Consider the following 11,307-nt stretch of genomic DNA (forward strand, 5'->3'; position numbering starts at 1 on the left):
GCACACCGCTCCCGCGACGGTACGCACTACGGCCGACGGGACATCGACGGTGACCGACGGACCCGCGCACGCCGGCGAGGAGACCCTCGGCGGCTGGTTCATCGTCGAGGTGGCCGACCGCGCGGAAGCCCTCGAACTGGCCAGGAGCCTCCCCACCCCGGAGACCGTCGAGGTCCGCCCGATCCTCGAATCCGCCTGAACAACACGGGGAACCGGCCCGATGGCACAGCGCCTGTCCGCGGGGACGCCGCTGTCGTGCCGCCCGGCTTCGCCTGGTCATGCGGCCTGGCCGTAGCCGTCCGGTGCGGGCGGGCCATCGCCACGCAGCGAGCTGAAGTCGACGTCCAGGTGCGGGTCGTACGCCTCCGGCTCCAGGCCGAGTTCGTGGGTGGAGTACTCGCCGAAGCGGCGAATGTGCTCGGTTAGGTGCGGCGAGATGTGCGCCAGGTCCTCAGGGTCGATCGTTTGGCCCTCCTCCTGGAGCTGGCGGACGATCTCGGCGATATCCAGGGCGTTGTGGAAGATCACCGCCAAGGTCAACAGGGCGTTGACCTTGGCGGTCTTCTCCTGCTCGACGGGATCGTTGTCGGTGATGACGCCGCCGTTGCAGAAGCCGATCCACTGCGAGAAGCCGTTGAACGCCTCGACCTTGTTCGTTGCTAGGGCCATGTGGGGCGGCAGCACCAAGCGGTACCCGAAGCGTTCACCACGATCCACGCCGCCTACGCCACGGCGCTCGAACGGGCCCCGCTGGACGGCGACACCCGCGCGCCTACGACTCTCGGGTGCGGACCTTCCTCGCCTGGCTGGAGGCCAGCGGCCTGGACGGCGACCCGCTCACCGACGCCCACGACCGTGACTTCACCCACGCCGACCTCGAAGACGCCGTCGGACGCCTCCCCACCGATCAATAGGGCGCCGCTGAGCTGGGTGGACTCAATCGCATGTACCTGGTTGCACGAGCCTTACCGACACCCGGAAACGCCCGGACAGTCGCCTAGGCCGCACCAAGATCCACCGAAAATGCAAAGTAAGTCCGAACAAGATCGGCCCCCGCCGTCCGGACTTACCCTGCAAGCCGCAGCTCAGCGCACCGCACGCCTGCAACTCTCACGCGGAACGGACAGCCTGGTCCTGTCCAGGCGAACCTTGCGAGTTCCGGACTTAGGTTGCGAGGGATCTTGCCAAGTTCGGATGGCACGCTGCCGAGTGCTGTATGTCTCGCCGCTGAAGGCGCTGGCGGTGGACGTCGAGCGCAACCTGCGGGCGCCGCTGGCCGGCATCCGCCGGCTGATCGACCTGTTCACCGGCTGGGACTCGCGGTTCACCGCACTGATCGCAGCCTGCGACGATCCGGTCCTGCCGCGGTCGATCACCACTCTCCCGGTCGGCTTGACCTGGCCGTCGACGCCAGACGTCACGCTGCTCGGCGATGCCGCGCACCTGATGCCGCCGGTGGGGCAGGCCGCCACCATGGCGCTGCTCGACGGCGCCCTGCTCGGCCTCGCGCTGGCCGCGCACCCGGACGACTTTCCCGCCGCCGTCAAAGAATACGAACGCGAGACGTTCGAACGCACCAACGCTGCTGGCAGGCAGTCCGCGCACGTCCAGGAAATCCTGACGTCGCCGGACGCCAGCCAGAAAATGCTCGCATTATTCCAACCTGGCCGCTACCTGGCCGATGTCCGAAGCTGGCTGGATTCGCTCGGTGTCCTGCTCAAGGTGGCCCGCGTTGCAGGCTGCATGGGGTTGAATGATCATCCTCTGCAGAGATCACTTTTGGTGTTACGCATCACCGGCGATGCCATGCATGGCGAGGGGGATCGAGCGTATGTGTGCATGATCTGGCGCTCAGGGAGGCCATGGTCGCTCATTTCCTTCGTGATCACCCGGAAGCCGGCAAGGCGGGTCGCGATCATCCGACGCTTCAGGCCATGGCCGGCATTGCCTGGTCGGAGATCCCCGGCTGCCCGGCTGAGACAGCGGCTGTGTTCAGCGGTCTGCTCGATGAGGCCGCCAGTGATGAGGCGATGCGTGTCCTGAGCGTCGTCCTGCTCGACAGCGTTTTCCATCTGAGCGCGGCGATGCCGGTCGCCTTGCCCTTCCTGATCCAGCTCGTGGGCGACCGCTGCGTTCCCGACCGTGCCGCGCTGGTGGACCTCCTGGCCATCACTGCGGAGCTGTCCCAGCCAGTCAACAGTGAAAATGACCAGAGCGTGACGCTCCTCGGCGGCGAGGGTGATCATCCGGAGCGTGCCCAATGCAGGGCAGTGTTCGCCGAGTATGCATCCATCCTGCACACGCTGCCGGAAGACGGCGCTTTGCCCGATGGGGAGTTCACCGCCGATGAGCTGGGCCGCCTGTTGAGGGCCACCGTGACGCACTGAAGCGAGTGACCCGATAGGCCGTTTCGCATCCGATGCGAGCGCTGGTGAAGCGCCCAGATCACGCCCGCGCCGGTTTGCCGAACTTATGGATTGCTCGTCCGCTAGCGCGTGGTCGCAGTTGGCCGGTAGCCGCCGATTGACCGGCGTGGGTACGGTGGCGCTGCGCGCCGATTCCGAGAGGTGATCATGAAGTACACGGTTGGTGAGGCGGTGGTCTTCGGGACAGAGGGCGCGACGATCGTCCGGGCGGTCACGACAACAGAGGCCGCGGGTAAGACGTGGACCAAGGTGACGCTCGGTTTCCCGTTCGACAGCGCCGACCCCGACATAGTTTCGAATCCCCTAGCCGACCATGACTGCCTGGCACCGCTGTCGGAGGTGCTCGGGCCCGGTGGCGTGCCGGCGGTGCTGGCGGTCCTCGCGAGTCCGGCGCCGGACCGCGAGCCCACCACCTGGGGGTCGGTGCGGGATACGTACTGGACCATGATCGGTGGGATAACGGCGGACGCGTACCTCGACGAAATGCCCGCCGTGCTGGTTGCCCGCCAAGTGGCGGAGGTGGTGCGGAACCTGACCGCACGGCAGTACCGCCGGGAACCTGATCTCTGGGAGTCGCAATTGCTCGAGAAGGCCCGCACGGTGCTGGTGTCGGAGGTCGCGCTCGGCGCGGGCATCGACCGGATCGAGGCGGAGGCCGCAATCGACGAAGCCCTGGCCGTCCACCGGCCGGAGTCGTAGGTCGCCGCTGGGTGAAAAGCCGGCGGCATCCGGCATCGTCCACGACGGTCGCTCGCCCTCGCCACCCTGAATCGGACGCGACACAAACGAGGAGAACGGATAAGTCTGGTCCCCACGCACACAGCAACCAGGAAGATCCCTCATCGGGCGTTGCGCAGCTTGAGAATGTATGTCGCAGTAAGCGCAACGGCACGGTCTTCGTCATGTGACAGATCTGCGAGGGCACGTGACGTCGTGATCCCCGGGATATCCGCGAGAGCCTCTGTCAGCCGTCGACGTGCAGACGATTCGGTGGCGCCGTGGGCGAGGCAGTCAACGAGCCTGGTGGCGATCTGATCCGCCAACGCGGGATCACTCGCCAGCGCGCTCAGTGCATCGGCTGCATCAGCGTCGTTCGTCTCCTCGACGATCATGTCGATGAGCGTCGGGACCGCGTCGGCTACCCCACGTGCCCCGAGCGCCAGAGCCGCACACCTGCGGACCACGATGTCGGAGTTCGCGAGGGCGTCCTGCAGCAGTGCGGTCGCCTCACCGTTCGGAATCTCCGCGATGGACTGGACGGCACGCTTCCGCACCTCGGCTACTGGTGAGCCGAGGCCCTCCGACAACAGCGCCAATCCGCCATCGCCCGATCGCGCCAGAGCCCATCGAAGGGCTCCGGCGACGTTCGGGTCCGTCTCGCTCAACGCCGCCTCGACCAGAGCTTCCACTGGCACCGGAACCTCTTCGACTGAGGCCAACGCCGCGCGCTGGCGCTTCCCAGCGCTCTCCGACCCCAAAGCCTGGAGGAGTGCGACGATCTGGAGGACGTCCTCCCAGCCGGCGGGTTCCGCGGCATCGATCCGACGGAGTCGCGTGAGCAGCTCCGTCTCACCCGCAATGCGTTCACGCGTCTGGCGGATGAGGTCGTCGACGAGCTCCGAGGGCTTGAAACCGGGATCGTCCAGCGCGCACCCGACTTCACGCAGCGACAGCCCCAATGACCGCAGGCTCTCGATATGGAAGATCCGCCGGATGTCCTCGCTGGAATACTCTCGATAGCCGCCCTCGGTACGACCCGGTGGCCGCACCAGGCCGAGCGAGTCGTAATGCCTGAGCATGCGGGCGCTGACCCCGGACCGTCGTGCCACATCACCGATCAACACTGCCTATCCCCCCTCCTGGCTGGTCGTGCCGAGGGCTACGAGGCGCTTCGCCTCCTCGATCGCGAACTCGAATCCGGCATCCGGGTTGCGCAACAGCCGCTCCGTGGCGATCGCGTGCTGACGCACGCGAGGGTCGAGATCCGTCCTCGCAGCGCGCAGGATCAGCATGATCACCTCACCGAGCGCGATCAGCGCCCGGCTAAGGCTCAACTGCGTCTCACGCTCGCCGCGCCCGAGCTGTGTCGCCAACACTCCGGCCAACTCGGGTTCTTCACCTTCGGGCACGAGTACGACCGCTGCTCGCCACGCGCTCCGCGCCACCTCGTCGTCGGCGTCGGTCAAAAGCGCCCGTGTGATCGCCGGCCACGCTTGCCGATCCCCGATCTTGGACAGCGTGTGCAACGCCTGGCTTCGTGCCTGCGCACGCTCCGAGCGCAGTTCATCGATGAGCTTGGAGACCGTCATTGATGATGAGTGGCGGGTGAGTGCCCACGTGAGCATCTCGCGCACGGAGAATTCAGGCTCGATCGCGCATCGTTCGATCAGCTTGTCGATGAACCGCGGGTCTGGGGTCGTGCCGACCGCCATCGCTGCCTGCAGCCGCACCGACGAGCTGCCGTTCTCCAGCCCCTGGAGAGCTCGCATCGTGTTCGTGTCCTCTTTCGGCATGGTCATCGGGACCACCTTCTTGGCCACAGTGAAGACCTTGTCACTGTGTCAAGGTCAAGCGGGCCGCGCTGCTCCCGGCCCCGGGGAGCGACCGAGTCATGAGCGAGAATGCTGCGGTGACCAGGGCCGAAGACGACACACCGCTCACCGAACGGATCCTGCTGGTCGAAAGCCGCGCCGGCAACGTTGCCCTCGAACGCTGGGGCAGCGGTCTCCCGCTCCCCGGCCCGAACGAGGAAGCGCTGTTCCTCTCGTTCAACTATGCGGATCTGCCGGTGGGAAAGCGGTTCGACTGCTGCTGCCCACGCGACGACGAGACCAGGGTCGTTTGGACCACTGTCACCATCATCGCCGGCACACAGCAGATGGCACTCGCCTGGGACGACATCCCACACGGGTGGAAGACACTCACGATCCTGCGTTTCGATCCCGAGATCCCCAGCATCATCCGAGACCTGCCAGAGACCGCCGGTTGGTATGAGCAGCCCATCACCGTCCACATCTCGAGCAAGGACACTTGGACAGCCCGGACTTCTGAACAGTGACCGTCGGCAGGCCGGCGCCCCCACTCCCCGCGGAGTCCTAGGGTGGGTGTCATGGCCGGTGGAGTACGCGAGTTGCTCGTCGTTCGGCACGGCGAAAGCACGGCCAACGCGGCGTTCGCCCGCGCCGAGGCGGCCGGCCTGGTGGAGGCCGGGATCGACGGGCGGGACGCCGATGTGCCGCTGTCCGCGCGCGGGCGCGCTCAGGCCGCCGGGTTCGGCCGGTGGTTGGCCGCCTTGCCGGAGGAGGAGTTTCCCGAAGTGGCGCTCTGCTCGCCGTACCGGCGGGCAGGCCAGACACTGCGGATCGCGTTCGATCATGTGCGGACGGCCGGTCGCGCGGTGCCGGAGATCGTCGTGGACGACCGCCTGCGCGATCGCGTGACCGGCACCCTGGAGCTGCTGACCCGTGCCGCCATCGACGAGCGTTTCCCTGCGGAAGCCGCCCGGCGCGCGGCGGCGGGCGAGTTCGCGTACCGCCCTCCGGGTGGGGAGTCCATGATGGACGTCGCGGCGCGGCTGCGTCAGCTGTGCGCCGACGTTTCGACCCGGTTCGCCGACCTGCGGGTGCTGGCGATGGCGCACGACGCGGTCGTGCTGATGCTGCGCCACGTCATCGACGGACTGTCGATCCACGACCTCCAACGCGTCGTCGCCGCCGGTCCCGTGCGCAACGCCTCGGTGACCCGCTGGGCCCGCGACACCGGCGGGCTGCGACTGCTGGAGTACAACACCGTGCCGGCTGCCGCGGCCGGCGGGGTGAGCGAGGATTGACCGACGACTAACGTCGTCGAACGCTGCTTCAACCAGCTCAACCGCTTCCGCGGAATCGCTACCCGCTACGACGGCTCGCCGCCCACTACCGAGCCGCCATCACCATCGCCAGCCCCATCTTGTGGCTCAACCAAGATCCACAAAGCACGCCTAGACCACTTTGGCGATCTTGCATTCAATGCCTGCCGGTCCGATGGGAGCCTGCGCCCCGGTGGTTCCTCCGAAGGTGGTGGTGCCGCGAACCTCGAAGGTCTGAACGCCGATCCTCTGCTGAGAGGCGGCATCCAAGACCTCGACGGTGACCGAGTACCTCGTCGCGTCGCCGGTGATCGTGCCGCTGATCGTTACCGTGCCCTGCGATCCGACGGTGTTCACCTGGCAATCGACGTTGGTCCGGTAGCTCTTCGACGCGGGCGACGAGGCACTCCCTCCTGGCCCACCGATCAAGGAGAGCACGGCGAGGAGTCCCAGGAGCCCCAGCACGCCCAAGGCGATGATCAAGTAGGTCCTCCGCCTGGGCCCCGAGGCGAGCCGTATTCATCGTTGGCCATGGTCCACTCGTGAGTCGGCACCCTGTCCCCGCAACCTGATCGATCCTGCTAGGCGAAGTCTGAGCAGGTCAGTGTATATCTCAGTAAGTGCGGCTTGATCTTGTCGGGGTGGCTATCGGACGCCACCCGGCCACACCCCTCGAGCTCTCCGCTTTGAGACCCCTTCTCGAACACCAACTGAGAACCACGCCAGAAGGAGCCCCCATCAACTCGCCGCGCAGCATGGTCGCCTCAGCGTTCGTCGCCTTCGCCGCCTTCGGCTCATTCTGGGGCGTCTGGGGCGCCTCGGTGCCCCGAGTGCAGCACCAGGCCGGCGTCAGTGACGGCCGGCTCGGGTTCGCCCTTCTGTTCGTGGGCGCCGGCGCTCTGCCCGCGATGCTGCTGGCGGGCAGAGCACTCGATCGCTGGGGACCGAAGGTCGCCGCTGGTTCCATCAGCCTGCTCGGCATGGTCGGAGCCGGTCTGGCCCTGACAGCGGTGAACCTGCCGAGCCTATGCGTTGGGCTCGGAATCGCCGGCGCCTCGAGCGGCGCAGCCGACGTGGCGATTAACGCGGTGGCAGGACGAGCCGAGAACATCACCGGACGGCCGGTCATCACCCGCGTCCACGGCGTCTTCTCCACCTTTGTCGTCTTGACCAGTCTCGGCGCAGGGGTCGCCTCCGCCGGCTCCTGGCCGCTCGCCGTGCCGTTCATCGGAGTAGCCGTTCTCTGCCTGGTCGCCGGTGCCATCATGCTCAGGGCTGTCCCTGACCGAACCGCCGTCCACGACGTCGGCACCACGGCGGCAAAGCCGCCATCACCCGGCCACAACCGGATCACCCCGCTTGTGCTCATCGGCGTGCTGGGGGCACTGGCGTTCGCGAGCGAGAACGCCCACCAAAGCTGGAGCGCGGTCTTCGCCCAGAACGAACTGCACGCCGGAGCGGGGCTCACCACGGTGGCACCCGCCGTCTTCGCCGGAGCCGTCGCGATCACGCGGTTCTCGATCGGGAGCCTCAAAACGGCCCACGCCCGACCCGTCATCCTGACCGGCGCGCTGGCGGCCGCCGGCGGCACACTCATCATCGCAGGCGCCCCGACCCTGCTCATCGCCACGCTGGGGCTTGTGCTGGCCGGCGCCGGAACCGCCGTGCTCTTCCCCACGCTCTTGGGCACCGTCTCGCGCAACGTCGAAGAGAACTACCGGGGCCGCGCGACGTCCATCGTCAGCACGGTCTCCTACCTCGGCTTCCTCCTCGGCCCCGTCTACGTCGGCGTGGCCGCCGACGCCGCCGGACTGCGGTGCGCCATGATCGCCGTCGCTGCCCTCGCCGCCGCCCTGTTCGTCCTGACACCCCCGCTGTTCCATCTCAGCGGATTCACCGCCGACCGAATCACATCGCGCGCCCCGGACGGATGATCAAGATGTGTTTGCGCGGGACGCCTGCGTGACTCCAGCCCAGCCCGAACCGCGACGCGTCGTCAGCCGTGGTCGCGTGCCCAGAGATCGATGAGTTCGCTGGTGTCGGCGCTCTGAGCCGCGACGCTCATCGCCCGGTGGTCGACCTGGATGCCGACCGGACGGAGATCCGGAACCTGACCGCTGTTGAGGGCCTCCTCTTCGGGCAGTCGCTCGTACGAGCCGGGACGCCACCAGAAGACCTGTGTGCTGATCGCCTTGTCTCCGGCCTCGAAGAGACGGCGCGAGAGATCTTGGACGGCCTCCATCGCGGCGAACAGGTGCGCGCCGCCGATCGGATGAACCAGGACGTATTCGGGGAGGGGGAAGGCGACCAGGGCCCCATAGGGCACCGAGGCGGGCTCGACATGGCGCCGGAGCGCGTGGACCTGGGAGGACACGTATCGGTGCGTACCTCCGATGTGCATCACGTCCACGCCCTGGACCGCGACGGTCTCGATGTAGTGGGGCTCCTTGCCGAGGGAGAGCGAAAGTGCGGTGCCGAAGACGCTGTTCTCGGGCGTGCCGCCGACGTCGCTCCGGTTCAGGGGCATGAGCGCGTCGGGGTGATCGACGACCACCGTCTCGAGAAGCCCGGGGGCGAGCCGGCGGGTCACCAGCGCATCGCGCATGTCGCCGAGGGTCTCATCGGTGTAAAGGCGCAACCGCAGGTTCTCGGACAGGATCTGGTCGTTCCGGGCAGGACCGTCGTGACGTTGGAACGCCGTGGCGGCCTGATCGGCGTACTGTGCGGCGATTCCCGGCAGTGCGGCCCGGGAGCTGCGGCCGGCGTGCCGACGCCACTCGGTGATGTCGGCGCTGACGCTGGATCCGTTCGGCAGCTCGACGCTGACGGTCATGGGGTCGGGCAGCGTCGCCGCGTATCCCCGCTGCGCGAAGGCCTCCAGAAGTGCCGTACCGATGATGTCCGGGGGTGGGGTCGCCATGGACGAAGATCCTCTCCAGGTGCCCGGCGCGGCGAGACGCCCCCCTCGCGACCCGCGCACCCCCGTCACCTGCCCCAACGGACGGAAAGCCCCCGCTTTCCATAGGACTGTCACGTTCCGCTACCCCACACGGGGCCGGATCCGCTCGCATTCCTTCATTGACCTGGGTTTACCGCACCATGAACTGAGGGTACTGATAGTCATGAGATCGTCACGCAACGTAAGAGAATAACGTCTACCCCCGGGCGCCACCGCCGTACGCCCCCACGGCATGGGCGTCCACCTCAGCCGGGCCGGCGGCATTCGCCCCTGGTGCCGTCGGCCCGGTCTGTGGAACCTCCGGATCGCGTGCGCCCGGCATACGGCCGCCCGGTGCACGGTCAGAGCGAGCGGCGCCAGAACTGGCCCACCAGATCATGACCGAAGCTGTGATGCGGCTCCTCTCCCTCGAGCTCGAAACCGGCCCGCTCGTAGATCCTGCGCGCATCGACCAGCACGTCGTTGGTCCACAGCATGATCTCGGCGTAGCCGGCCGCCTCGGCGAACCTGAGGCACTCCGCCACGAGCCGGCCGCCGATCCCCATGCCCCGCACACCCGGGTCGACCAGCAGCAGCCGGAGCTGGGCCACCTCGTCGCTCTTCCGCACACAGAACACACAGCCGACGGGCGAACCGTCGACCTCGGCGATCCACCCGCACTCGCGCCTGGGGTCGTGCCCGTCGACGTAGTCGGCGACGATCCGTGCCACGAGCGCCTCGTAGGTGTGATCCCAGCCGTATTCCTCGGCGTAGAGCAGGCCGTTGCGGTGGATCACCCAGCCGAAGTCGCCGGGCCCGAGCGGGCGCAGCACGAACGCCCGCGGGCGCGGAACCTCGTCGAGGACCTCCTGTACGGTGCCGAGCGCGGCGATCAACCGGCGGCGCTGCTCCACGGTGATCCCGCCGAGCAGTTCACGGATGTCCTCGCCCGACCGCTCGTCGAGCATCTCGTACACGCTGCCGCCCTGTGCGGTGAGCCGGATGACCTGGCGCCGGGCGTCGGTGGAGGACCGCTCCCTGGTGATGAGCCGGTCCGCCTCGAAGCGGGCGAGCATGCGGCTGAGATAGCCGGCGTCCAGGTCGAGCGCACGGCGCAGATCGGCCACCTCGGTGGCCTCGCTCTGCGCGAGCTCGAAGATCACTCTTGCCTCGGTGAGCGAGTAGGGCGTGTTCACCAGGCCCTCGCGCAGCACCCCGATCAAGCCGGTGTAGAAGCGATTGAAGCCGCGTACCGCCGTCACGGCGTGATCGTCCACCGCAGATTTCATGGCTCACCTCAACTAAATCGTTGCTTGAGTCAACGATAAGGCCGAGCGGCACTCCAGTGCAGTGGAATCCGGATTCAGGCGGTGTCGACCTCGATGGCGGCCTTGGCCTCTTGGGTGATCTTGCGCTCGATGTAGAACGCGAGGAACGGCACGAAACCGGCACCGACCATCACGGCCATGCGGCTCAGCGGCCAACCGGCCCTGCGATAGAGATCGAAGGCGAACACCAGGTAGACCATGTAGAGCAGCCCGTGGACGGGCGACACGACCGACGACAGCGCCGGTTCACCGCCGATGTACTTGACCGGCACCGCGACGAAGATCAGCACGATCAGCATCGCGCCGACGATGTAGGCCATGGCGCGGTAACGACTCACCGCAGCTTGCACTGATGACACCCCCGGTACTGGTCAGACGCCGACGACACCGGTCGATCAGGCGGACGATCCGCCCGCACCCTCGACGGGTCGCGATTGTGCGTTGAGCCGGGCGAGGTAGCGGTTGTAGGCCGCCAGGCTCTCGTCCTCGGCCTCGTGCTGCCGGATTATCTCTGCCTCACTGAGCGGCCTGACCGGCTCGGCCGGCTCGGCCTCGACCGGCCGCTTGTCGTCGTTCAGCTCATCGCGCATCATCTTGATCCACATGACGATCACGAAGAGCGAGAAGACCGGCCACTCGAAGACATAGCCCCAGCTGCGGTCGTTGCCCTCCTGCGCTCGTTGCAACTGCCACCAGCCGAAGCCGAGGAACGCGCCGAACAAGATGATCGCCAGCGCGTGCAGTCCCAGCCAGCCAGGTGTGAAGAAG

16 protein-coding genes are annotated in these 11,307 nt (G+C 67.3%); 8 read left to right on the plus strand and 8 right to left on the minus strand.

Annotated elements, in window-relative coordinates:
* A partial coding sequence (locus HKK72_RS29965) for a YciI family protein (RefSeq protein ID WP_222721308.1) occupies nt 1-199 on the plus strand: 199 nt, incomplete at its 5' end.
* 77 nt (nt 200-276) lie between these two features.
* On the opposite strand, the gene HKK72_RS29970 is transcribed toward HKK72_RS29965, so the two are convergent.
* Nucleotides 277-717, minus strand: coding sequence for a Tn3 family transposase (locus HKK72_RS29970; RefSeq protein WP_187237801.1), 441 nt, complete (start codon nt 715-717; stop codon nt 277-279).
* Between the two features lie 68 nt (nt 718-785).
* Here HKK72_RS29970 and HKK72_RS41560 point away from each other — a divergent pair, with 68 nt between their 5' ends.
* The 4 genes from HKK72_RS41560 (at nt 786) to HKK72_RS29985 (ending at nt 3,125) form a co-directional block, all read left to right on the plus strand.
* Nucleotides 786-914: a hypothetical protein gene (locus HKK72_RS41560; protein ID WP_261987335.1), complete on the plus strand. Its 129-nt coding sequence runs from the start codon at nt 786-788 to the stop codon at nt 912-914.
* 295 nt (nt 915-1,209) lie between these two features.
* Entirely contained in the window at nt 1,210-2,043 is an 834-nt protein-coding gene (locus tag HKK72_RS40190; protein WP_222721311.1) for a hypothetical protein, read from the plus strand.
* Nucleotides 1,989-2,387 carry a hypothetical protein gene (locus tag HKK72_RS29980; protein ID WP_187237802.1) on the plus strand — a complete coding sequence of 133 codons (399 nt, stop codon included), beginning with the start codon at nt 1,989-1,991 and terminating at the stop codon, nt 2,385-2,387. The genes HKK72_RS40190 and HKK72_RS29980 overlap by 55 nt, the downstream gene beginning before the upstream one ends.
* 186 nt (nt 2,388-2,573) lie before the next feature.
* Complete coding sequence (locus HKK72_RS29985; protein WP_187237803.1) at nt 2,574-3,125, plus strand: hypothetical protein; 552 nt, start codon at nt 2,574-2,576, stop codon at nt 3,123-3,125.
* A gap of 140 nt (nt 3,126-3,265) precedes the next feature.
* Here HKK72_RS29985 and HKK72_RS29990 read toward each other — a convergent pair whose 3' ends face one another.
* The gene (locus HKK72_RS29990; RefSeq protein WP_187237804.1) at nt 3,266-4,270 is read right to left on the minus strand and encodes a MerR family DNA-binding transcriptional regulator; all 1,005 of its coding nucleotides are present in this window, start codon (nt 4,268-4,270) and stop codon (nt 3,266-3,268) included.
* Between the two features lie 3 nt (nt 4,271-4,273).
* On the minus strand, nt 4,274-4,945 hold the full coding sequence (locus tag HKK72_RS29995; protein ID WP_187237805.1) for a HEAT repeat domain-containing protein: 672 nt from the start codon (nt 4,943-4,945) through the stop codon (nt 4,274-4,276).
* Nucleotides 4,946-5,037: 92 nt separating this feature from the next.
* Here HKK72_RS29995 and HKK72_RS30000 point away from each other — a divergent pair, with 92 nt between their 5' ends.
* Together HKK72_RS30000 and HKK72_RS30005 are read left to right on the plus strand one after the other, a co-directional pair.
* A complete protein-coding gene (locus HKK72_RS30000) occupies nt 5,038-5,484 on the plus strand; it encodes a hypothetical protein (protein ID WP_187237806.1) in 447 nt (148 codons plus the stop codon).
* Between the two features lie 51 nt (nt 5,485-5,535).
* The gene (locus HKK72_RS30005) at nt 5,536-6,255 is read left to right on the plus strand and encodes a histidine phosphatase family protein (RefSeq protein WP_187237807.1); all 720 of its coding nucleotides are present in this window, start codon (nt 5,536-5,538) and stop codon (nt 6,253-6,255) included.
* A gap of 150 nt (nt 6,256-6,405) precedes the next feature.
* Here HKK72_RS30005 and HKK72_RS30010 read toward each other — a convergent pair whose 3' ends face one another.
* Nucleotides 6,406-6,744 carry a hypothetical protein gene (locus HKK72_RS30010; protein WP_187237808.1) on the minus strand — a complete coding sequence of 113 codons (339 nt, stop codon included), beginning with the start codon at nt 6,742-6,744 and terminating at the stop codon, nt 6,406-6,408.
* Between the two features lie 284 nt (nt 6,745-7,028).
* Between HKK72_RS30010 and HKK72_RS30015 the strand changes: the two genes are divergently transcribed.
* Nucleotides 7,029-8,207, plus strand: coding sequence for an MFS transporter (locus HKK72_RS30015; protein WP_187237809.1), 1,179 nt, complete (start codon nt 7,029-7,031; stop codon nt 8,205-8,207).
* Nucleotides 8,208-8,269: 62 nt separating this feature from the next.
* On the opposite strand, the gene HKK72_RS30020 is transcribed toward HKK72_RS30015, so the two are convergent.
* The 4 genes from HKK72_RS30020 to HKK72_RS30035 all read right to left on the minus strand — a co-directional run.
* A complete protein-coding gene (locus HKK72_RS30020; RefSeq protein WP_187237810.1) occupies nt 8,270-9,193 on the minus strand; it encodes a hypothetical protein in 924 nt (307 codons plus the stop codon).
* Nucleotides 9,194-9,573: 380 nt separating this feature from the next.
* A complete protein-coding gene (locus HKK72_RS30025; RefSeq protein WP_187237811.1) occupies nt 9,574-10,500 on the minus strand; it encodes a helix-turn-helix domain-containing GNAT family N-acetyltransferase in 927 nt (308 codons plus the stop codon).
* Nucleotides 10,501-10,574: 74 nt separating this feature from the next.
* Nucleotides 10,575-10,877, minus strand: a complete 303-nt coding sequence (locus HKK72_RS30030) for a DUF3817 domain-containing protein (RefSeq protein ID WP_315987514.1) — start codon at nt 10,875-10,877, stop codon at nt 10,575-10,577.
* Nucleotides 10,878-10,934: 57 nt separating this feature from the next.
* The coding region (locus HKK72_RS30035) for a hypothetical protein (protein ID WP_187237813.1) at nt 10,935-11,307 on the minus strand (373 nt) is incomplete at its 5' end.

Source organism: Actinomadura sp. HBU206391 (assembly GCF_014323665.1).
Classification (GTDB): Bacteria; Actinomycetota; Actinomycetes; order Streptosporangiales; family Streptosporangiaceae; genus Actinomadura_C.

Excerpts from the sequence above, each read along its gene's own strand:
- HKK72_RS29985 (WP_187237803.1), top strand. The coding sequence starts at position 2,574 with ATGAAGTACACGGTTGGTGAGGCGGTGGTCTTCGGGACAGAGGGCGCG.
- HKK72_RS29995 (WP_187237805.1), bottom strand. The coding sequence starts at position 4,945 with ATGACCATGCCGAAAGAGGACACGAACACGATGCGAGCTCTCCAGGGG.
- HKK72_RS30000 (WP_187237806.1), top strand. The coding sequence starts at position 5,038 with ATGAGCGAGAATGCTGCGGTGACCAGGGCCGAAGACGACACACCGCTC.
- HKK72_RS30005 (WP_187237807.1), top strand. The coding sequence starts at position 5,536 with ATGGCCGGTGGAGTACGCGAGTTGCTCGTCGTTCGGCACGGCGAAAGC.
- HKK72_RS30015 (WP_187237809.1), top strand. The coding sequence starts at position 7,029 with ATGGTCGCCTCAGCGTTCGTCGCCTTCGCCGCCTTCGGCTCATTCTGG.
- HKK72_RS30020 (WP_187237810.1), bottom strand. The coding sequence starts at position 9,193 with ATGGCGACCCCACCCCCGGACATCATCGGTACGGCACTTCTGGAGGCC.
- HKK72_RS30025 (WP_187237811.1), bottom strand. The coding sequence starts at position 10,500 with ATGAAATCTGCGGTGGACGATCACGCCGTGACGGCGGTACGCGGCTTC.